This window comes from Nocardiopsis prasina DSM 43845 (assembly GCF_000341265.1).
Classification (GTDB): Bacteria; Actinomycetota; Actinomycetes; order Streptosporangiales; family Streptosporangiaceae; genus Nocardiopsis; species Nocardiopsis prasina.
The window spans coordinates 34,894-54,587 of record NZ_ANAE01000088.1; the positions used below are offsets into that span (position 1 = coordinate 34,894).

Genomic DNA, 19,694 nt, shown 5'->3' on the forward strand with positions numbered 1-19,694 from the left:
CTGGTGCGGCGGTCTCCGGTGGTTCGCCGGGACGAGGCCGAACTCGGCGGGCGGTGGCGCTCGCCTGGGCACGCGGGAGGCGGAAAACCCCTGGGCCGCATGGGCACGTGCTCCCACAATGGTCGGATGGTCGATCGACACTTCTCCACGCCGGACCTCGCCGAGCTCTACGACTACTTCAGCCACTGGCGGGTCTCCCCGCAGGACGACTTCTACCTTGACCTCGTGATGGGTGCCCGCTCCGTACTGGACGTGGGCTGCGGCACCGGGAAGCTCCAACGGGTGGCGCGCGAGAGCGGACACACCGGTCGGCTCGTGGGGCTGGACCCGGCCGACGCGATGCTGGGCGTGGGCCGCCGGGACCGCGACGACATCGAGTGGACCCTGGGCGACCTGGTCTCGGGTGCCTACGACGGGGAGGCGGGTGGCCCGTTCGAGGACGAGTTCGACCTCGTCATCATGTCCGGGCACGCCTTCCAGGTGTTCACCACGGACGACGAGCTGCGCGCCAACCTGGCCGCTGTCCGGCGTGCCCTCACCACTGACGGACGGTTCGTGTTCGAGACCCGCAACCCCGCTGTGCGCGGTTGGGAGGCCTGGAACCCCGAACGGGTACGAACGGTCAGCGGCCCGGAGGGTCGGGAGGCCACCTGCGTGCACCGCCTGCGGGAGGTCGACGGCGACCTGGTCACCTTCACCTCCGACTACCGGGTCGAGGGGTGGCCGGAACCGCTGGTCAGTCGGAGCACGCTGCGGTTCCTGGACGCCGACCGCCTCAACGGCTTCCTGGCCGAGGCAGGGCTCGAGGTGACCGCGCAGTACGGCTACTGGGACCGCAGCCCGCTCACCGACGCCAGCATGGAGATCATCACCTTCGCCCGTCCCGCCTGAGCGGGCCACGGCATCAGGGCGGCTGACCGCCGTGTTCGACGGTGTGGAGGCCGCGTGAGCGGAGGGGCCCGTCCGGGCCCTCGACGGGGCGGGATACTGGTGGTCGAGCGAACCCACGAGGAGGCGTCCGTGTTCTTCTTCTACAGCAGCCGTCTGGGCTGCGTGACCTCTCTGCTGCTCTCGGCCGGACTGACCCTGCTGGTGCTCCACCTGCTCGGCTGGATCTAGGACTTCCCACCCCTCACGGGCTCTCCCAGCCCAGGCGCGGCAGCCACGGATGGTGGGCCCCGTGGACCAGTTCGAGCGCCTCCGCCAGCCACCACCGCTGGTCGGCGTCCAGTACGGCCAGCGCCGCCGCGAAGTCCTCCTCGTCCTTGGGTCGTAGCCCCTTGGCCTTGTACAGCAGCTGGACCTCAGGGGTCAGGTGGGGCAGACCCTCCGCCGTGCGCCGTCCCAGCCGGGCGAGGGGGAGTCTGATCCGAGCGTCCCTGCGGGAGACCCACTCGTCCCCCTCGGATTCGTCCAGCATGAACTGGAGCCGCCAGGGTTCAGCCGGACCGGGGCGGCACCAGATGTCGTGGACACCGGCGGTCAGGCTCTCGCCCACCCGCCAGGGGCGGAGTGTGCCGGGCGGGTCGGCCGCCCACCACTCCCAGTCGGGGAGCACCTCCTGGACGGTGTACTGGTCCCGGCGGAGCAGAAGCACGTCGGTGTCGGCGTGCTCACGGAACCGGCGGCCGACCGCCAGCGCGATGGCGTGCCCGCCCGCGATCCACCACGGGACGCTCGCCTGGGAGAACCGCGCGGCGACCTCCTCGGGCGGCAGCGGGTCCCAGGAAGTGAAGGGGGCGGCGGTGCTCACGCGGACGTGCCCGAAGTGGCGTCGATGCGGCGCTGCACCCCGTCCAGCAGCGCGTCCAGGCCGAACTGGAAGGACTCCCACGCCTCCTGTTCCAGGTAGGGCTCGCTGGGGTCGGCGTTGTCGAAGGCTCCCTGCTCGGTCATCACGGTCAGGGTGGGAAAGCGCTCGGAGAAGTCCTCGACAATCTCCTCCAGCTGCGCGGAGCGGGCGAACCACCACTGGTCCTCGGGCTGCCCGGTGATGGCCTCCGCCTGGCGGGCCTCGGCGGCGGTGCGGACCGTGCCCCGGACCAGGTTGACGATGCTGTTGTAAGCGCCCCCGACGGCCTTCGCGGGGAGTCCGGCGCCGTGCAGGACGGTGGCCAGGGACTCGAAGAGCCGGTACTCGTTGGGGCCCAGGACCGGCCGGGCGGCGGAGATCTCCAGGGTCCAGGGGTGGCGCAGGTAGAAGCGCCACAGCTGACCGGACCAGGCCAGGACCTCCTCGCGCCAGTCCGTTCTGTCGGTACCCCCTCCCAGGCTCGCGGGTGCGGGACCGGTGGTGCCCTCCCACTCACGGACCAGCTCCGCGAAGGAGTGGTCGTACATGAGGTCGATGAGTTCGTTCTTGCTGGCCACGTAGGTGTAGAGGGACATGGCGGTGCGGCCCAGGCGCTCGCCCACGGCGCGCATGGACAGGGCCTGCATGCCCTCGGCGTCGGCGACCTCGATGGCGGTCTCCACCACCAGGTTCACGCTCAGCTGGGCGCGGGGTCCGGGGCCGGTGCGTTCGGCCGGTTCGTGGTCGCGCCACAGCAGCTGCATGGAGCGACGGGGGTCACCCTGCCCGGCGTAGACAACCACTTGCATCTCCTTATGGAATAAACTAACGTTCGCTGGCTGTTAGTTTACCGCATAAGGCTTTCTGAGGATCCTGAGGAGCAGCTTGTCTTCCGAACCCACCACCCTGGCGGACACCCACGACACCATCCAGGTCCGAGGGGCCAGGGAGAACAACCTCGACAACGTCTCCGTGGACATCCCCAAACGGAGACTGAGCGTCTTCACCGGCCTGTCCGGCTCGGGGAAGTCCTCGCTCGTCTTCGGGACCATCGCCGCCGAGTCCCAGCGGCTGATCAACGAGACCTACACCGCCTTCCTCCAGTCCTTCATGCCGAGCGTGGGCCGCCCGGACGTGGACGCCCTGCGCAACCTCAGCGCGGCGATCATCGTGGACCAGGAGCGGATGGGGGCCAACGCGCGCTCCACGGTGGGCACCGCCACCGACGCCCACGCGATGCTGCGCATCGTCTTCAGCCGGGTGGGCAGTCCGCGCCTGGAACCCTCCAGCGTGTTCAGCTTCAACAACTCCGAGGGTATGTGCCCCGAGTGCGAGGGGCTGGGCCGCACCAACCAGATCGACGTCGAGGAGCTCTACGACCGCGACCTCTCCTTGAACGAGGGCGCCATCACCGTCCCCGGGTTCTCCGTGGACAGCTGGTACTGGCAGATCTTCACCACCTCCGGGCTGCTGGACCCGGACAGGAAGCTCCGTGACTACACCGACGAGGAGTGGCACAGCCTCCTCCACCAGCCCGTCACCAAGGTGAAGGTCGGGAGCAGCAACCTGACCTACGAGGGCCTGGTCCCCAAGATCAAGCGCACCTACCTGGCCAAGGAACGCGAGAAGATGCAGACCAGCGTCCGCGCGTTCGTGGACCGCGCCGTGGTCTTCTCGATCTGCCCCGAGTGCGAGGGCACCCGGCTCAACGCGGCCGCCCGTGAGGTCAAGGTCAACGGCCGCACCATCACCGAGTGTGCGTCCATGCAGATCAGCGACCTGGCGGAGTTCGTCCACGCACTCGAGGAACCCTCGGTGAAGCCGCTCGCGGACACCCTCGGGCACACCCTGGACTCGCTGGTGGAGGTCGGTCTCGGGTACCTGAGCCTGGACCGGGAGTCGGGCACCCTGTCCGGTGGCGAGGCCCAGCGGGTCAAGATGGTCCGCCACCTCGGCTCCAGCCTCAGCGACGTCACCTACGTCTTCGACGAGCCCACCGTGGGCCTCCACCCGCACGACATCGAGCGGATGAACACCCTCCTGCTCGGCCTGCGCGACAAGGGCAACACCGTGCTGGTGGTCGAGCACAAGCCCGAGACCATCGCCATCGCCGACCACGTCGTGGACCTGGGTCCGGGCGCCGGACCCACCGGCGGCACCGTCACCTACAGCGGCGACGTGGCCGGGCTGCGGGCCTCCGGGACCCTCACCGGACGCCACCTGGACCACCGCGCCCAGCTTCGGGAGAAGGTGCGGACCCCGAAGGGCACCATCCCCATCCGGGGGGCCAACACCCACAACCTCCGGGACGTGTCCGTGGACGTCCCGCTCGGGGTGCTCACCGTGGTCACCGGGGTGGCGGGCTCGGGCAAGAGCTCGCTCATCCACGGGGCCCTGCCCGGCCGTGAGGGCGTGGTGGTCGTGGACCAGTCCGCGATCCGCGGGTCGCGCCGCTCGAACCCGGCCACCTACACCGGGCTGCTGGACCCGATCCGCACCGCGTTCGCCCGCGCCAACAAGGTCAAGTCGTCCCTGTTCAGTGCGAACTCCGAGGGTGCCTGCCCGGAGTGCAAGGGCGCCGGGGTGATCTACACCGACCTGGCCATGATGGCCGGGGTGGCCACCACCTGTGAGAAGTGCGAAGGGCGCCGGTTCAGGGCCGAGGTCCTCGAACACAAGCTGCGCGGGAAGGACATCAGCCAGGTTCTGGCCATGTCCGTGGTGGAGGCGCGCGACTTCTTCGCCTCCGGCAACGCCCGGGTCATCCTGGACCGGATGTACGACGTCGGCCTGGGGTACCTCGGCCTGGGGCAGCCGCTCACGACCCTGTCCGGCGGTGAGCGCCAGCGGCTGAAGCTGGCGATCTCCATGGCGAAGAAGGGCGCGGTGTACGTGCTGGACGAGCCCACCACCGGACTGCACCTGGCCGACGTGGACCGGCTGCTGGCGCTGCTGGACCGCCTGGTGGACGACGGCAACACGGTGGTGGTGATCGAGCACCACCAGGCCGTGATGGCACACGCCGACCACGTGATCGACCTCGGCCCCGGGGCGGGTCACGACGGAGGCCGGGTGGTCTTCGAGGGCACCCCGGCGGAACTGGTCGAGAAGGGGGAGACCCTCACCGCCCGACACCTGCGCGCCTACCTGAACCGCGAGGGATAGGGGGAGAAGTCACGGGTCGGGCCCGTCACCGGAGGACCTCCGGGCGGCGGGCCCGACCGTGTTCGCCGACCTGTCGGCGTGAGGATCAGGAGGCCGCCGGGGCGGCCTTGCGACCGCGGGCGATCACGTAGTGCAGGGCGCCGCCCAGCACCGCCCCGAAGATCCACACGAACCCGGACCAGGACTGGAGGGCGGGCAGCCACACCGCCGTCACCGAGAAGACGGAGGCCAGGCAGAAGGCGGACAGCGCGCGCAGGTTCCAACCCCGCGTGAAGTAGTACTCCGCACCGGGCGCCGCCGAGTACAGGGCCTGGAGATGCACGCGCTGGCGCCGCAGCAGGTAGTGGTCGGCGACGATGATGCCGTACAGCGGGGCCAGGACCGCTCCGAGGGTGTCGACGAACGACGCGATGCCGATGTTGTCGATGTAGGCGACCCACAGGGCGCCCACCACGAAGCCCACCGAGGCCGTGATGAGCCCACCGGTGCGCGCGCTGATGACCGAGGGCGCCAGGTTGGCCAGGCCGTAGGCGGGCGGGATGAAGTTGGCGACCAGGTTGATGCCCACGGTGGCGACGAAGAAGGTCAGGGCCGCCACCACGGTCAGCCAGATGTTGTCCACGCGCGCGACGATGTCGGCCGGGTTGGTGAGCGCCTCCCCGTACAGCACCGAACTTCCGGCGGTGATGACCAGGGTGAGGAAGGAGAACAGGGCCAGGCTGACGGGCAGCCCCCACAGGTTGCCCCGGCGCATGGCGCGCTCCGAGCGGGTGAAGCGTGCGAAGTCTCCGTAGTTGACGACCACCGCGGCGAAGTAGGCGACCATCGTGCCCACCACGGCCGAGAACGCCGCGACCGTGCCGCCCGGATAGTCGCCTTCACCGGCGAAGACGGTGCCCAGCTCGGAGAGGAGGTCGCCCCCGGCCATGGCCCACAGCGCGATCATCATGGCGATCATGACCGCGTACACCGCCGGTCCGGCCCAGTTCAGGAACACGCCGATCGACTTGATGCCCCGGCTGAACAGCGCCAGCTGGACCACGGCCACGATCACGTAGGAGATCCACCCCACGGCGGACAGGCCCAGGAAGGTGCCCTGGGGGCCCGGGCCGAACAGGGCCGTGATCAGCAGGGCCATCGCGGTGGAGGCGAAGTAGGTCTGGGCCCCGTACCAGAACATGGCGGTGATGCCCCGGATGAGCGTGGGGAACTGGGTGCCGTGCACGCCCATGCTGGCGCGCGCCATGACGGCGTAGGGGATGCCGTAGCGCACGCTCGGGCGGCCGACGAGGTCGCACAGGAACATGACGATGAGCCCGGCCAGGATGATCCCGGCGAACACCGCCCAGCCGTTGAGGCCGTAGGAGATGAAGAGCGTGGCGGCCAGGGTGTAGCCGAACAGGCTCTGGATGTCGTTGGTCCAGACGTTGAAGATCTCGAACGCGCCCCAGCTGCGTCTGCTCCGGGGCACGGGGGCGAGGTCCTCGTTGTGCAGCGAGGGGTCGGGGGACCGGAGGGTCAGGTCGGCGCCGTCAGGGCCGAGCGCCGGTTCGGTGGACGGCGGGTGCTCGGTGTCGCTCATGGGGGTCCTCAGGGGATGGGTGGGAGTGGTGGGCGGGTCAGATGTCGGCGCGGTGGCTTCCGTGGGGGAGCTCGTCCACGGTCAGGCGGTCGAAGGTGCCCGAGGCGGGGTCGTGGACCCAGCTGCGGCCCACACTGGTGGCCAGGTAGGCGTCGCTCGGGTCGTCGATCTCGGCCTGAGGGTGGCGGCGCAGGATCCAGGCGCGCATGAGTACCAGGTAGAGCGCGAAGGCGACCGGGAAGCCGATGACGTAGGCGTAGTCGGGCTGCCACAGGGACACGCCCGAGGCGCCGAACCAGGCGACGAGAGCGGCCGGGTTGACCCCGCGCGCGTACCGGTACTGGCCGTGGGGGTCGTACAGGGCGGGCACGTTCAGGCGACGTCGGCGCAGAACGTAGTAGTCGCAGATCATGATCCCGGCGATGGCCGCGATGAACCCGCCGTAGTAGCTCAGGAAGGTGAACAGGTTGTCCAGCAGCAGCCAGGGCATGACGGCGGTGCCGACCACCCCGGCCAGCACCACCCCCGAGCGGTAGGACAGGTGGGGTGCGGCGGCGTTGACGAAGTTGAGCGCGGCGGGCACGACGTTGGCGGCGGTGTTGGTGGACCACTGGGCCAGGACGATCATCAGCAGCAGGACGCCGAGGACGAGTCCGGTGCTCTGGCCCTGGATGACGTCGACGGGGTTCCACTCGCCGGTGACGATGAAGGAGACCGCGCCGATGAAGGAGATCCAGGCCTGCATCATCGGCAGGGCAACGAAGTGGGCGGTGAGGACGGCCCGGTTGCGGCGCAGGAAGCGGCGCTCTCCGGGGGCGGTGCGCACGAAACGGGTGATGCTCGGGATGTCCACGGCCAGCGGCGCCCACACCACCATGTTGATCAGGAAGAACGCCACCAGCGACAGGTCGCCGCCGGAGGCGAAGGTCCAGATGTTGGTGCCCTCGAGGTCGGCGACGCCGTCCAGCGTGTAGTACATCCAGATCGAGATGGCCAGGATGCACGGGGCCGCGAAGGAGGCCAGCCGTTCGACGGCCTTGATGCCGAGGGCGACGTTGGCGATCTGCACGGCCAGGAACAGGGCGTACCAGAGCGGCCATGAGGAGAACCCGGTCCAGTACTCCACGAGGCCGTTGATGGCCAGGGCGCCGATGTAGGTCTGGATACCGAACCAGCAGGCGGCCACCACCCCGCGCGAGAGCGAGGGGATGTGGGTGCCGATGGTGCCGAAGGGGGCGCGTAGGAACACGGCGAAGGACAGGCCGTGCTCGGTACCGATGTCGGCGGTGAGGGTCATGACCACGGCCAGCGCCATGGTGGCGGTGAGCACGACGAGCATGACCACGGGCAGCGAGAGCCCGCCCTCGACTCCGTTGGCGCCGTACTGGAAGGTGACGATGACGATGGCCAGGGCCACCCACATCCAGACGAAGCCCAGCAGCGAGATGGGGCGCTGGTTGAGCCAGGTGGGCAGGATCGACTCTTCGAGCAGGTGGTTGTTGGCCGGGGCGGGGGTGCTCTGACGGGGGGTGGAGGCGTCCATGAGCCTGTGTTCCTCCGGGAGGGGTCAGGGGTGGTGGGGCCCTCCGAGCGCGGGGCTCAGCGGCCAGTGGGTGACGGTCTTGGGGCGGGGCGCGGCGAGGCTGCGCACCCGGCTGGTGGTGAGGCCGAGGGTCACCAGGGACTCGGCCAGGGCGACGGCGCTGGTCAGGCCGTCCACGACGGGGGCGCCCGCGGTGGCCTCGGGGGTGAGTTCCATTCCGGCCATGCCGCCGCAGCCGAGGATGATCACCTCGGCGCCGTCCTGTTCGACGGCGGCTCGGGCCTGGTGGGCGACGGCGCGCGCCGCGGTGGCGGGGTCGCTCTCCAGTTCGAGCACGCCCAGGCCGCTGGCCCGTACCGAGGCGCAGCGGGTGTGGAGTCCGGCCAGGGTCAGGCGGTCGCGGATCATGGGCACGGTGCGGTCCAGGCTGGTGACCACGGAGTAGCGGTGGCCGAGCAGGCAGGCGGTGTGGGCGGCGGCCTCGGTGATGTCGATGACCGGTGCGGGGCAGAGTTCCTGGAGGCCCTCCTTGCCGTGGTCGCCGAAGCCCGCCTGGATGACGGCGTCGTAGGGGCGGTCGTAGGTCATGACGCGGTCCATGACGGCGACGGCCGCCAGGTGGCTCTCGAAGTTGCCCTCCACCGACTCGGGGCCGAAGCGCGGGGTGAGCGCCTCGACCTCCGTGCCGGGACGGGCGACGGCGCGGGCCTGTTCGGCCAGGGCGCGGGTGATGGCCGTCGAGGTGTTGACGTTGACGATCAGGAGGCGCATGCGGTCCCTTCGTGAGCCGTGCGGGGGTGACCCCGCCCACATTTGAAGCTATTACTTCAATACCTCTTAAAGCAATGACTTCACAAGACCGCCATCTATACTTAACACGCCATGGCTGACTTCACCGAGAACCCCGCGCCCCCACGGTTCGACGAACGAAGGATCGGCGAACGCATCCGCGAACTACGCACCGCGCGCGGCCTGTCCCTGCGTGAGCTGTCCGGACGACTGGAGATCAGCGCGAGCGCGCTCTCCCAGATCGAACGCGGCAAGATGCGCCCCTCGGTGACCCGGCTGTACCAGATCATGGGCGAGCTGAACGTGCCCATGGCCGCGGTGTTCGGACCCGAGGTGAGCGCGCCGGCCGCGCCCGACGCCTACACCACCCCCATGGGGGAGGCGCCCGGTCCGCGCTGGGAACCCGGCGACGCCGCGGTGGGCCGCGTCGCGGTGACCCGGCGGGAGGAGGCTGCCACCCTTGAGCTCGGCCACGGGGTGCGCTACCGCCGCCTGACCCCGGGCCCGGTCCCTGGCATGAACTACTTCGAGTCCGTGTACCCGCCGGGTTCCTACTCCAGCCAGAACGCGGAGTACGTGCGCCACCGGGGCCACGAGATCGGCAACGTCGTCAGTGGCGTGCTCACCGTGGACGTCGGGTTCGACACCTACGAACTCCGGCCGGGCGACTCGATCACGTACCCCTCCACCACCCCGCACCGCATCTCCAACCAGGGCGACCGGGACGCCGTGGCCATCTGGCTCAACCTGGACTGATCCCGGCGCGCCCGGAGAACCACGGGCGCCCGGCTCCTGAGGGGGCGGCAGCCGCCCGAACGCTGAGGAGAGAGGCCCAGGCCCCGGTTGGACCGCCACCCGGCCGTTCTTCCCCCGGTTCGTCGCGGCCACACGGTCCGGCTGTGCGAGACACTCGGTGTCGGGGTGGTGGTCACCGCGCGGAGGGGTTCTGCCACCCGGCGCGACCGCGTGGGTCCGCCGCGCATGATGTACCGCCCGCTCTGCCTCAGGGCAGTTCGTCGAACCTCTCCCGGGCGCGCTCGACGTCCGGCATGGTCTCGGTGGTCCAGCGCAGGAGCGCGTCGACCAGGTCCTGGAGCGTCCTGCCCAGTGTCGAGATGCGGTACTCCACGGCGAGTGGCCGTGTGCTCACGATGACCCGGTCCACCATTCCGTTGCGTTCCAGCCGGCGCAGGGTCGCCGTGAGGGACTTCTGGGTGATGACGGGGATCGCCCGGCGCAGTCCGTTGAAGCGCAGGGGCTGTTCGCACAGGCTGTCCAGTACCTGGAGCGACCACTTGTCGAGCATCTGGTCGAGCAGTTCGCGGTGCTCGGCGGTGATCTGGGGGACGGGCTGGGCGGGCGTGGTTTCCGGCATGATACCTGGTCTCGTTGAGGTTCCCTTTGGCCACCTAGTAGACATGGGATACCTGCAAAACGCCAACTGGAGGAACCTCCCATGACCGTGCAGCTGCTCAGCCCCGAAGGCCTGTTCCAGCCCGTTCCCTACCACCACGTCTCGATCGGCACCGGCAGCCGCCATGTGCACGTCGCCGGCCAGATCGCCCGCGACGGCGAGGCCAACCACCTGGCCCCCGGCGACCTCACCGGCCAGGTCGAGGTGGTGCTGCGCCACGTCGCACGTGGCCTTGCCGGTGCGGGAGCGAGCTTCTCCGACGTCGTACGCCTGCGCTTCTTCGCCGTCGACTGGAAGCCGAACAAGGCCGAGGCCTTCATGAAGGGCATCGAGAACGTGACCGAGGAGCTGAACCTGCCGACCCCGCTTCCGCCCGTCTCGCTGATCGGCGTGGACTACCTCTGGGAGCCCGACGTCCTCGTCGAGCTGGAGGCCTACGCGGTCCTGGACTGAAATCCGGCGGACCCGCTCCGCAAGAGCGGGTCCGCCGCCCTGAGCGGAAACGGGGCCGCACACCGTGAACCGATGCGCGGCACCCGGTCACTCCTCGTCGGAGTCGTCTTCGGGTTCGTCCTCGGTCGGCCGAACCCGGCTCGCGAGCCGGTAGTCGACGCGGACGTCCTCGTAGACGGTCCCGGTCTCGACGGGCTTGGGAAGCCCCGACCGGTCGCTGCCGGAGGTGCCCTCCGACTCAGGGCTTCCCCGGTGCTGGGATCCGACCTCAGGTGCCTCGTGGAAGATCAGTTCGTCCGCGGTCACGGACGCGCTGATCTCCACGTCGTACTCGGTTTCCTTCCGGGTTCCCATGGTGCTCACCCCGATTCACTGGTCGGCTGCCCCGCCGCCGGTGCGCTTCACCGTTTTACCGGCCCACTTCGCCGCACTGCGCAACACGTTCGCGGCGCTCCTCGCGGCCTCCCCGGCGCTCTTCGCGGCGTCCTCCGCCCTCTTCGCGGCGGCTTCCACGGATTGCACCGCGTCCTCGGGGATCGAGCCTTCATCCTCATCCTCAGCCGGGGCCTCGGAGTCGTCCGCGTCCTCGGCTCCCGAGGGGGCGTCGGGCGCCTCGTCCTCGATGTCCGAGTCGACGTCCTCCGGAGTCTCTGGGTCGGATGCGTTGTCCTGCGGAGCGTCCTCGTCTGCCGGTGCGGCACCCTCCGGAGCCTCGGTGTCGGATGCGTCGTGCTGCGGAGCGTCTCCGTCGCCCGGGGCGGCATCCTTGACGGCGCTGCCAGCGCTTGAAGCCACGCCCTCGGTCGTCTCTCCGACGCCCTCTGTCGCTTCTCTGGCAACCTGGCCGACGTCGTCGACCGCGCTCCCAGCACTCGAACCGGCGCCCTTGGCAGCCTCTCCGGCGACCTCACCGACGTTTCCCACCGCACTGCCAGCGTCCGAGCCGACGTCCTCCACCGCGCTCCCGGCACCCGAACCGACGTCCTTCACTGCTCCGCCAGCGCCCGAACCGACGTCTCTCACGGCGCCACCGGCACCTGAACCGACGTCCTTCACCGCACTGCCAGCGCCAGAGCCGACGTCCTCGACCGCTTCACCGGCGCCCTCGCCCAGAGCTCCCACGGCCTGTCCGGCACCGCTGCCCACCTCTTCGAGGCTGGATTCCACACCCCGGGCCACGTGTTCCAACACCTGCGGGTTCTCGTCGATGGTCTTGAGGACCCGTCCGATGATCTCCCGTACGTTGTCGAGTCTGACCTTGAGCAGGGCCTCGGCCTCGACGCCCTTGATGTCCAAGTGGACGCGACCGAGTCCGACGTCCGCTCCCACCTTCAGCTTGAGCAGGTCCAGCACCTCGGCCTGGAGCGACACGGAGGCCACCAGGTTGTCGACCTCGAGTTCGATCTCGTCGACCTTCAGGTTCGGGACCTCAAGGAGGACGTCCGGTTCACCGTTGCCCTCGACGCGGCCGCCGGACTCGCGACGGGGCTCCGGAACGGCTTCCGCGCCCACGCCCTCCGAGGCGAGGTCCTTCGAGGGGTTCCAGGCGTCCTCGCGTGTGTTCCCCTCGGTCCTTGGAGTGTTCTCATCCACCTTTCCCACAACCTTCCGCGTTGCTGGGCACACCCAGCGGTCTCGGCGCCCTCTTGGGGGTGTGTTGCGCACGGTCGGCTCAGACGCGGACTCCAGTGCAGAAGTCCCTTAAGTCACCGTTGTGGGGATTGATGAGAGCGTGTCCGCCCCATGTACCCACCGCGAGCACCGGGAAACTGTTCCTCCTGCTGAGAGGTGCTTCCAGGTGGGGGTCCCAGGCTGAGTGGTCCGGCCTTGGGAGGTCCGGTCGCCTTGTGTCCGACAGCCGCCAGGCGAGGACACGACGATGCCCGGCACTCCCTCAAGGCCCGGTCGAACCCGGTGCCCCCACGCGATACTGGCCTCCATGACGACTTCTTCCACCGCCGCGACCGTGCCGTTCTCCCGAGTCAAGATCCGTGTGGGAGTGCTGGTGTTCTGCGGTGACGAGGTGGCCCTGATCAGGCGTGACCGGCCCGGGTCGGTCCACTACACACCGCCGGGTGGCAATGTCGAGCCGGGCGAGGACCTCACGGTCGCGCTCCGGCGCGAACTGGCCGAGGAACTGGACCTGAGCCCCCACCAGGCCACCGCGCCGGAGCTGCTGTGGGTGGTCGACCAGCGCGTCAGCCGACCCGGCCCCACGCCAGCGCCCCGAAAGATCCACCTGATCCACCGCCTGCACGTGACACCAGAGGTGCGCGAGGTGCTGGCGGTTGAGGAGTACGACGAGCAGCCCGACGGCGGACACGAGATCGGTGTCGTGGAGTGGGTGGACTACCGGGGCGCGGCTGACCTGCCGATCTTCCCTCTGATCGGCGGCGCTCTGGCGGCCCTGCCCGATCCCCACGCGCTCGTCGCCGACGCGGCGCTGCCCGCCGTCACCGACGACGACTACGTGTGGGTATAGGGGGTGTTTCTGGGTGCTTTCGCCGGTGGTGGCGGGTGACGGGTGGGCGGGATGATCCAGAAATCTCGCTCTAGGCCTCCAGGACCTTCTTGAGGTCGGCCAGCCAGGTACGCCAGTCGGCCTTCCACTCGGCGGCGCGCTCGGCGGTGGCGACGCGGGTGTGCTCGACCCCCGCCGAGGACTTGGCATCGCCCTTGGCCTGGAAGGTGACGGCGATGCGGGTGCCCTCGGGCAGGTCGGCGGTGAAGCGCCTGCCGGGTTTCGCAGTGCGTTCGGTCGCCTCGACCGGCAGCCAGCGAGCGCGCAGGTCGGGGTCGGCGAAGGCGTCGAACAGCCGCTCGACCGGAACGTTCACGGTCTTGCTGGCGCTGGAGGCGAAGCCGTCCTTCTTCTGGCCGGGCACGCGTAGACCGCGCTCCTGCTCGTAGGCGACGGTGACGGTCTGTGCCCACCAGTCGGGCACGCCCTGCTCCTCGACCAGCCACGCGGCGATCTCGGTGTGGGTGCGCGAGGTGGCGCCCCAGGCGTCCAGCAGGGCGAACCAGGCGTCGTAGTCACGGCCGGTGGCGTCGGTCACCTTCGGGTCGGAGACACGGTCGCGGATGGTGGCGGCACCCGTCCCCGACGCGGCGCCGTCGGCGGGATCGGAGATCAGGTGCGCCCGGGCGGCCGTATAGCTCTCGCCGGTCCTGGACATGCGGGCGCGGACATTCCGCTCGAAGGACTTCTGACTGGTCATGACGCCTCCTCGGCGGAGCCCACGCCCCCGGTGCCCGCCGGAAGGGCTGTACGTCAGACCGGCACCCCGAGGACTCCGGGGCACCCTTTGCCCCCGCGGTGCTGACGGCGAGGGCGCCGGGGCCGGAGGTTGGGCGCGGGACCGCGACGTCTCCCACGCTACCCCCGGTCGGCACGTGTCACCAGCCCGGCTCAGGGGTGGGTGCGGTGGGCACGCAGGACGGTGTCGTGGGTGTGGTGCGACCCCTCGGGCGCCGGGGTCACCCGGGCACGGGTCTCGTTGACGGTGACGGTCCAGTCGGTGCCCAGGAGTTCGGCCACCTCCGCGGGCTGGTAGTAGTCGCCGGGGGCGTGGCCGTCCGCCAGCCGCTCGGGAAGCGGCGTGATGTCGTGGCCGACGAACAGGAGGGTGCCGCCGGGGGCCACGGACGCGAGCAGGGTGCGCAGGGCGGTGTGCTCGGGTTCCCGTGGGAGCGGGAAGTAGTGGACGGTCACCAGGTCGAAGGCACCCGCCGGGGGAGGCGTGGTGGTCAGGTCGCCCCGTTTCCAGGAGACCCGGCCTGAGACGCCGCCGCTCGCGGCGGCGGCGCGGTCGAGGGCGACACCGGAGATGTCGACCCCGGTGACCAGCCAGCCCCGGTGCGCCAGCCAGAGGGCGTCGCCGCCCTCGCCGCAGCCCACGTCGAGTGCCTGACCGGGTGGGAGGTCGGCGAGTTCGGTGACGAGGACGCCGTTGGGGTCGCCGCTGAAGAGCTGCTCCTGGCTGCCGTACCTGTCGTCCCAGAACTGTGCGTCCATGCTCGTGCTCCTTGGTGGTTCGCAGGGGCCTGTTGGCCCGCTCCGTCACCAAGGTGCCCCGACCGCGAACAATGTGGCAATGCTTGTTGCGGGAATGGCAAAAAGGTCAGGAGGGGTGGTCGTACACGAGGGTGTGCCGCCAGAACAGACGCCGGCGCACACGGGCACCGGGCAGCTCCTCGGCTGCCGCGGCGCGGATCCGGCCCAGGGTCCACCGCGGCTCCAGGGTGGGCGCTCTCATGTGCGGGGGCGGTTCGGTGGCGGCGACCGGGTGCCAGATCAGGCCGACCAGCGGGTTGAGCACGGCGGAGACCAGTGCGGTGAGGTGGTCGGCCCAGCCCGCGTCGCGGTGGCAGCCCACGACCACCAGCCGTCCGCCGGGGGACAGGGTGGCGCGTAGCTCGCGCAGGGTCGCCTCCAGCGGCAGGTGGTGCAGGACGGCCACCATGGTGACGGCGTCCCAGCGGCGGTCGGGGTCGCGCTCCGCGAAGCCCGCCTGGGTGACGGTCACTCCGGGGGCGTCCGCGAAACGGGCCCGGGCGAGCGCCGCGGTGGCCGGATCGGGTTCGAGTCCCGAGACCTCGCCGACGCGTCGGTGCAGGCGTGCCACCAGGTTGCCGGTGCCGCATCCCACGTCCAGGACGTCGCGCGCCCCGCTGGCCGCCACCCTGCGCACCACCCAGGGGGCGAGGCGGTCGTTGTGGCTCCACGGATGCCGCTGGTTGAGGCGGTCCAACCAGGTGGTCACGGGTGTCAGCGAGGGCATGTCGGCCACAGTAGCGGGGCGACCGGCTCAGCCCAGCAGTGCCCCGGCCACGGTCAGCCCCGCCCACGCCGCACCCACACCCAGACCCAGGTGGGCCAGCACGTTCACAAGGGCGCGCCCCCGGGAGCCGGTTCGGCAGAGCTGGACCGTCTCGTACGCGAACGTGGAGTAGGTGGTCAGCGCCCCGCACACCCCCACGCCCAGCAGAGACATCGCCTCGGGGGACAGGGGGAGGGCCAGCAGCGCCCCGAGGACCAGGCTGCCCACCACGTTCACCACCAGGGTTCCCCAGGGGAAGTCCTCGCCGAGCCGGCGTTTGAGTTCCAGGTCCACGAGGAAGCGGACAGGAGCTCCCACGGCCGCGCCCAGAACGACCATCAGCTCGCTCACGGGTTGCGCCCTCCTCCGTGTGTGAGGAACCGGTGGGCCAACGAGGAGGCGGCCCAGGCCGCGGTGAGCGCCCCCGCGACCGTGAGGAGGAGGTAGGTCAGCGCGACCTGGGGTGCGCCCCGCTCCAGGGCGGTGACCACGTCAGTGGCGTAGGCGGAGAAGGTGGTGTACCCGCCGAGGAACCCCACCCCCCAGAAGGGGCGGACGAGGCGGTTCCCGGGCCAGCGGTGCACGATCAGCTCCATGAGCAGGCCGATCAGCAGGCTGCCGGTGACGTTGATCGCCAGGATCGTCCAGGAGACCCCGGAGGCCGCGGGCGGGCAGAGCGCGTCCAGGGCGTGCCGGGTCAGTGCGCCCAGTGCCCCACCGGCGGACACGGCGGCGACCAGGAGCGGCAGCGACCCCCGTGCGGATGTGGACATGGGGTCATTGTGCACCCGCCGTAGCCGCCGTGCCCGATCAGTGCGGGTGGCGACAACGGCGCGACTCCGATATCCCGTGGCGGCCCGGTGCGCGCGTGCCTGGAGAACCGCATGCACGTGGACCTGGTGGGGGACGGTGTCGAGCTCGAACGACTGTTCTCCCTGGGCGCCTCCGTGCTCGCTCGTCTCCCCGGCCTGGTGGTGTTGGCCGACCCCGAGGAAAACGAGTTCTGCCTGGTCGACGACTGAGGTGTCCGCGAGCCCTCAGGGTCCGGGCTCAGGGGGCGTTCAGGGCCATCCCCCATAGTTTCCTGGCCCGGCGTATAGGATTCTGGCCATGCAGTCAGAAAATAATCCAGACGGCCAGAAGCGGTCCTTCATCGAGGAGGCCCGCAGGGCGCAGATCATCGAGGCGGCGGTGGCGACCATCGCCGAGGCGGGCTACCCCAGCGCCTCCCTCGCTCGGATCGCTAGGACCGCCGGGATCAGCAAGGGCGTGATCTCCTACCACTTCGACGGCAAGGACGAGCTGATGGACCAGGTGGTGACGGGCGTCTACACCGAGATCGCCGAGACGGTCGCCGCCCGGGTCATGGCACAGGCCGACGCCGAGGCGATGCTGCGCGCCCACGTGCGCGGCGTGGCCGAGTACGCACTGGAACACCGTGACCGCATGGCCGCGCTCGCCCAGATCTTCATCCACGCACGCGACGCCGACGGCGGCCCCCGGTTCGGGGGGCGCAAGGCCGAGCCGCTGTACCAGGGCCTCGAGGCGTTCTACCGCCACGGGCAGGACAGCGGCGAGTTCCGCGACTTCGACGTGCGCGTGATGGCGGTCAGCCAGCAGTCGTCCATCGACGCGATGTTCGAGTACTGGCGCGTCCACCCCGACCACGACCTGCTCGCGCACGCCGACGAACTGGGAGAACTCCTGGTCCGCGCCACCCGAGCCGACTGACTGCCCCAGGGCTCACCCAACCCGGACAGAGGGCACCATGACACCGCGACCATCCACGACCACCACGACCCGTCCCCCGGCCACCACGGCACGCCTGTTCTTCGTCGACAACCTGCGCGTGTTCCTGACGGTGCTGGTGGTCCTGCACCACGTGGCCATCACCTACGGCAACATCCCGCTGTGGTTCTACACCGAACCCGCCCAGGACCCCACCGGCGGCCTGTTGGACCTGTTCGTGGTCCTCAACCAGACCTTCTTCATGGGCCTGTTCTTCCTGCTGGCCGGGTACTTCGTCCCGGGGGCGGCGGACCGCCGGGGGCGGCGCTCCTTCGTCCGTGAACGCCTGGTCCGCCTGGGCGCGCCCCTGCTGCTGTTCCTGCTGTTGCTGCGCCCCCTGGCCATGGCGCCCGCGCACGCGGACATGCTGGCCGCCGACCCCGAGCTGTCGTACTGGATGCTCTACGTGTTCGGGATCGACCCTGGACCCTTGTGGTTCGTGGAGGTCCTGTTGGTGATGAGCCTGGTCTACGTGGTGGTCCGGGGTCTGCGTGAGCGCCGCGCCCCCGTCCTGGAGGCCGGTGCGGCTCGGGATGCGTCCCGGCCCGCTGACTCCGAGCCGCTGCACTGGTTCGTCCCGGTCGTGCTGTTCGCGGCGGGGCTGGCGGTGGTCACCTTCGTGTGGCGGTTCGCCTTCCCCGCGCCGTACTGGCCGGTGGTGGGGCTGCCCAGCCCCGGCTACCTGCCCCAGTACGCGGCCCTGTTCACCGTGGGTGTGTTCGCGTACCGGCGCAACTGGCTGATGCGACTCCCGAACTCGGCAGGGTGGGGCGGACCGGCCATGGCGGTCGCGGGTCTGGTCGCCCTGGGGGCGGCCGTCGCGGTCCTGGGTGTGGACTCCCTGACCCCGGGTGGGTGGCAGGTGCTGGTCCAGCTCCTGGCGGAGACCCTCTTCTCCATGGGCGTGGTGGTGACGCTGCTGGTGCTCTTCCGGAGGCTGTGCAACCGGAGCAACCGCTTCCTGGGCTTCCTCTCCGACAACGCCTTCGCGGTCTACGTGCTGCACGCCCTCGTGCTGGTCGCGCTCGGGCTGGCGCTGAGCGGGTGGGAGGCCAGCGCCCTCGCCAAGTTCGCCGGGATGGCCGCCTTGGCCGTGCCGTTGTGCTGGGTGGTGGCCGCCGCCGTGCGGTCCTTCCCGGGGGCCCGACGCATCCTCTGAATCGAGGTGCGCGACGGAACCCCAGGGTTAGGGTCGAGCCAGGACTCCCGAAGGAAGGACCCCCGTGGGCACTCAGAAGGAACGCATGCTGGCCGGCGAGCTCTACCTCGCCGACGACCCCGAGATCGACGCGGACGTGGCCCAGGCCCGGCTGCGCTCCGAAGCGTTCAACAGCACTGCGGCCGACGATGTGGAGGGCAGGCACAAGGCCCTGACCGACCTCGTCGGTGAGCTGGGTGAGGGGAGCGAGGTCCGTCCGCCGCTGCGGGTGGACCTGGGGTACCGGATCACCATCGGGCCTCGCTCGTTCGTCAACTTCGACGCGGTCATGCTCGACGTCGCCCCCATCACCATCGGCGCGGACGTGCTGATCGGTCCGGGCGTCCAGCTGCTCACCCCCACACACCCCCTCGACCCCGAGTTGCGCCGAGCCAAGTGGGAGGCTGCCGAGCCCATCACCATCGGCGACAACGTGTGGCTCGGTGGCGGGGTCATCGTCTGCCCGGGTGTGACCATCGGTGAGAACACCGTGGTGGGCGCGGGGGCGGTGGTGTCCAAGGACCTGGCCGCCAACGTGGTGGCGGTCGGGAATCCGGCCCGGGTCGTCAAGGAGATCTGACGCCCCCGTGAGGGAGGAGCACGCATGAGCGGCGAGGACGACGTCCGGCGGATCGCGCTGGCACTGCCGGAGGTGACCGAACGCCCCTGCTATGGCAGGCCCGCCTTCTACGCCTCGGGCAGGATCTTCGCCCGCCTGCACGACATGCCCGACGTCCTGGTCCTGTGGCTGGCCAGCGCCGAGCACGGTCAGGAGCTGAGGGACGGCGACCCGGAGCGGTTCTTCACCACCGACCACTACCAAGGGCACGCCAGCGTGCTGGTGCGCCTGGGCCTGGTGGAGACCACGGAGCTGTCCGAGCTGCTGGACGAGGCCTGGCGTCTTCGCGCCCCGCGCCGCCTGACCGGGCCCGGACCGGACACGCGGGGCTGACCCTGGGGTGAGGGGCGGGGACACGTGGTGTGTCCCCGCCCCTCACCCGTCCCGGTCGGAAACGAGCTGACGGGTGTGTCTCTCCCGGCATGTGACCCCGCTGGTCAGGTGGCATGGGGAGCCGGGGCCTCGTGTGCGGGCCACGGCCACGGAGGGGCCGTTCCCCGGTGTGGCGCCACCGGGGAACGGGGTCTG

At 70.2% G+C, this 19,694-nt stretch carries 24 protein-coding genes; 11 read left to right on the forward strand and 13 right to left on the reverse strand.

Annotated features, from left to right (window positions below):
- Positions 1 to 126 precede the first annotated feature (126 nt).
- The gene (locus D452_RS0106080) at positions 127 to 891 is read left to right on the forward strand and encodes a class I SAM-dependent DNA methyltransferase (RefSeq protein ID WP_017543256.1); all 765 of its coding nucleotides are present in this window, start codon (positions 127 to 129) and stop codon (positions 889 to 891) included.
- Between the two features lie 99 nt (positions 892 to 990).
- The gene (locus D452_RS31655) at positions 991 to 1,119 is read left to right on the forward strand and encodes a hypothetical protein (RefSeq protein WP_017543257.1); all 129 of its coding nucleotides are present in this window, start codon (positions 991 to 993) and stop codon (positions 1,117 to 1,119) included.
- Positions 1,120 to 1,132: 13 nt separating this feature from the next.
- Here the strand turns inward: D452_RS31655 and D452_RS0106090 are convergent, their stop codons facing one another.
- Together D452_RS0106090 and D452_RS0106095 are read right to left on the reverse strand one after the other, a co-directional pair.
- A complete protein-coding gene (locus D452_RS0106090) occupies positions 1,133 to 1,753 on the reverse strand; it encodes a nucleotidyltransferase domain-containing protein (protein WP_017543258.1) in 621 nt (206 codons plus the stop codon).
- Positions 1,750 to 2,595 (reverse strand): TetR/AcrR family transcriptional regulator, encoded by an 846-nt coding sequence (locus D452_RS0106095; protein ID WP_017543259.1) that lies wholly within the window; start codon positions 2,593 to 2,595, stop codon positions 1,750 to 1,752. The genes D452_RS0106090 and D452_RS0106095 overlap by 4 nt, the downstream gene beginning before the upstream one ends.
- Positions 2,596 to 2,677: 82 nt before the next feature.
- Here D452_RS0106095 and D452_RS0106100 point away from each other — a divergent pair, with 82 nt between their 5' ends.
- Positions 2,678 to 4,957 (forward strand): ATP-binding cassette domain-containing protein, encoded by a 2,280-nt coding sequence (locus D452_RS0106100; RefSeq protein WP_017543260.1) that lies wholly within the window; start codon positions 2,678 to 2,680, stop codon positions 4,955 to 4,957.
- Positions 4,958 to 5,042: 85 nt separating this feature from the next.
- Here D452_RS0106100 and D452_RS0106105 read toward each other — a convergent pair whose 3' ends face one another.
- Genes D452_RS0106105 through D452_RS0106115 form a run of 3 tightly spaced genes read right to left on the reverse strand, consistent with a single transcriptional unit; the run spans position 5,043 to position 8,853 of the window.
- Positions 5,043 to 6,539 carry an NCS1 family nucleobase:cation symporter-1 gene (locus tag D452_RS0106105; RefSeq protein ID WP_017543261.1) on the reverse strand — a complete coding sequence of 499 codons (1,497 nt, stop codon included), beginning with the start codon at positions 6,537 to 6,539 and terminating at the stop codon, positions 5,043 to 5,045.
- Positions 6,540 to 6,576: 37 nt separating this feature from the next.
- A complete protein-coding gene (locus D452_RS0106110) occupies positions 6,577 to 8,082 on the reverse strand; it encodes an NCS1 family transporter (protein WP_017543262.1) in 1,506 nt (501 codons plus the stop codon).
- A gap of 24 nt (positions 8,083 to 8,106) precedes the next feature.
- Positions 8,107 to 8,853 (reverse strand): aspartate/glutamate racemase family protein, encoded by a 747-nt coding sequence (locus D452_RS0106115; RefSeq protein ID WP_017543263.1) that lies wholly within the window; start codon positions 8,851 to 8,853, stop codon positions 8,107 to 8,109.
- Positions 8,854 to 8,964: 111 nt separating this feature from the next.
- Between D452_RS0106115 and D452_RS0106120 the strand changes: the two genes are divergently transcribed.
- Positions 8,965 to 9,627, forward strand: a complete 663-nt coding sequence (locus tag D452_RS0106120) for a helix-turn-helix domain-containing protein (protein WP_017543264.1) — start codon at positions 8,965 to 8,967, stop codon at positions 9,625 to 9,627.
- Positions 9,628 to 9,874: 247 nt separating this feature from the next.
- Here the strand turns inward: D452_RS0106120 and D452_RS0106125 are convergent, their stop codons facing one another.
- On the reverse strand, positions 9,875 to 10,246 hold the full coding sequence (locus tag D452_RS0106125) for a winged helix-turn-helix transcriptional regulator (RefSeq protein WP_017543265.1): 372 nt from the start codon (positions 10,244 to 10,246) through the stop codon (positions 9,875 to 9,877).
- 81 nt (positions 10,247 to 10,327) lie between these two features.
- Here D452_RS0106125 and D452_RS0106130 point away from each other — a divergent pair, with 81 nt between their 5' ends.
- Positions 10,328 to 10,738, forward strand: a complete 411-nt coding sequence (locus D452_RS0106130; RefSeq protein WP_017543266.1) for a RidA family protein — start codon at positions 10,328 to 10,330, stop codon at positions 10,736 to 10,738.
- Between the two features lie 87 nt (positions 10,739 to 10,825).
- On the opposite strand, the gene D452_RS0106135 is transcribed toward D452_RS0106130, so the two are convergent.
- Positions 10,826 to 11,092 carry a hypothetical protein gene (locus D452_RS0106135; protein ID WP_026129015.1) on the reverse strand — a complete coding sequence of 89 codons (267 nt, stop codon included), beginning with the start codon at positions 11,090 to 11,092 and terminating at the stop codon, positions 10,826 to 10,828.
- Positions 11,093 to 11,107: 15 nt separating this feature from the next.
- Positions 11,108 to 12,403: a hypothetical protein gene (locus D452_RS31255; protein WP_239646329.1), complete on the reverse strand. Its 1,296-nt coding sequence runs from the start codon at positions 12,401 to 12,403 to the stop codon at positions 11,108 to 11,110.
- 274 nt (positions 12,404 to 12,677) lie between these two features.
- Here D452_RS31255 and D452_RS0106145 point away from each other — a divergent pair, with 274 nt between their 5' ends.
- Positions 12,678 to 13,220 (forward strand): NUDIX hydrolase, encoded by a 543-nt coding sequence (locus tag D452_RS0106145; RefSeq protein WP_017543268.1) that lies wholly within the window; start codon positions 12,678 to 12,680, stop codon positions 13,218 to 13,220.
- A 70-nt stretch (positions 13,221 to 13,290) separates the two neighbouring features.
- On the opposite strand, the gene D452_RS27800 is transcribed toward D452_RS0106145, so the two are convergent.
- The 5 genes from D452_RS27800 to D452_RS0106170 form a co-directional block, all read right to left on the reverse strand.
- The gene (locus D452_RS27800) at positions 13,291 to 13,959 is read right to left on the reverse strand and encodes an SRPBCC domain-containing protein (RefSeq protein WP_017543269.1); all 669 of its coding nucleotides are present in this window, start codon (positions 13,957 to 13,959) and stop codon (positions 13,291 to 13,293) included.
- A gap of 191 nt (positions 13,960 to 14,150) precedes the next feature.
- Positions 14,151 to 14,756, reverse strand: coding sequence for a class I SAM-dependent methyltransferase (locus D452_RS0106155; RefSeq protein ID WP_017543270.1), 606 nt, complete (start codon positions 14,754 to 14,756; stop codon positions 14,151 to 14,153).
- Between the two features lie 106 nt (positions 14,757 to 14,862).
- Positions 14,863 to 15,522, reverse strand: coding sequence for a class I SAM-dependent methyltransferase (locus D452_RS0106160; protein WP_026129016.1), 660 nt, complete (start codon positions 15,520 to 15,522; stop codon positions 14,863 to 14,865).
- A 27-nt stretch (positions 15,523 to 15,549) separates the two neighbouring features.
- Positions 15,550 to 15,912, reverse strand: a complete 363-nt coding sequence (gene crcB, locus D452_RS0106165) for a fluoride efflux transporter CrcB (protein ID WP_017543272.1) — start codon at positions 15,910 to 15,912, stop codon at positions 15,550 to 15,552.
- Positions 15,909 to 16,334 (reverse strand): fluoride efflux transporter FluC, encoded by a 426-nt coding sequence (locus tag D452_RS0106170; protein WP_017543273.1) that lies wholly within the window; start codon positions 16,332 to 16,334, stop codon positions 15,909 to 15,911. Before D452_RS0106170 ends, crcB begins: the two co-directional genes overlap by 4 nt.
- A gap of 111 nt (positions 16,335 to 16,445) precedes the next feature.
- Here D452_RS0106170 and D452_RS30235 point away from each other — a divergent pair, with 111 nt between their 5' ends.
- The 5 genes from D452_RS30235 (at position 16,446) to D452_RS0106195 (ending at position 19,499) form a co-directional block, all read left to right on the forward strand.
- Positions 16,446 to 16,583 carry a VOC family protein gene (locus D452_RS30235; RefSeq protein ID WP_017543274.1) on the forward strand — a complete coding sequence of 46 codons (138 nt, stop codon included), beginning with the start codon at positions 16,446 to 16,448 and terminating at the stop codon, positions 16,581 to 16,583.
- A gap of 88 nt (positions 16,584 to 16,671) precedes the next feature.
- Positions 16,672 to 17,292, forward strand: a complete 621-nt coding sequence (locus D452_RS0106180; RefSeq protein WP_017543275.1) for a TetR/AcrR family transcriptional regulator — start codon at positions 16,672 to 16,674, stop codon at positions 17,290 to 17,292.
- A gap of 37 nt (positions 17,293 to 17,329) precedes the next feature.
- Positions 17,330 to 18,508 (forward strand): acyltransferase family protein, encoded by a 1,179-nt coding sequence (locus tag D452_RS0106185; RefSeq protein ID WP_017543276.1) that lies wholly within the window; start codon positions 17,330 to 17,332, stop codon positions 18,506 to 18,508.
- Positions 18,509 to 18,593: 85 nt separating this feature from the next.
- Positions 18,594 to 19,127 (forward strand): sugar O-acetyltransferase, encoded by a 534-nt coding sequence (locus tag D452_RS0106190; protein WP_051061255.1) that lies wholly within the window; start codon positions 18,594 to 18,596, stop codon positions 19,125 to 19,127.
- Positions 19,128 to 19,151: 24 nt separating this feature from the next.
- Positions 19,152 to 19,499, forward strand: a complete 348-nt coding sequence (locus tag D452_RS0106195) for an MmcQ/YjbR family DNA-binding protein (protein ID WP_017543278.1) — start codon at positions 19,152 to 19,154, stop codon at positions 19,497 to 19,499.
- Positions 19,500 to 19,694: the final 195 nt, after the last annotated feature.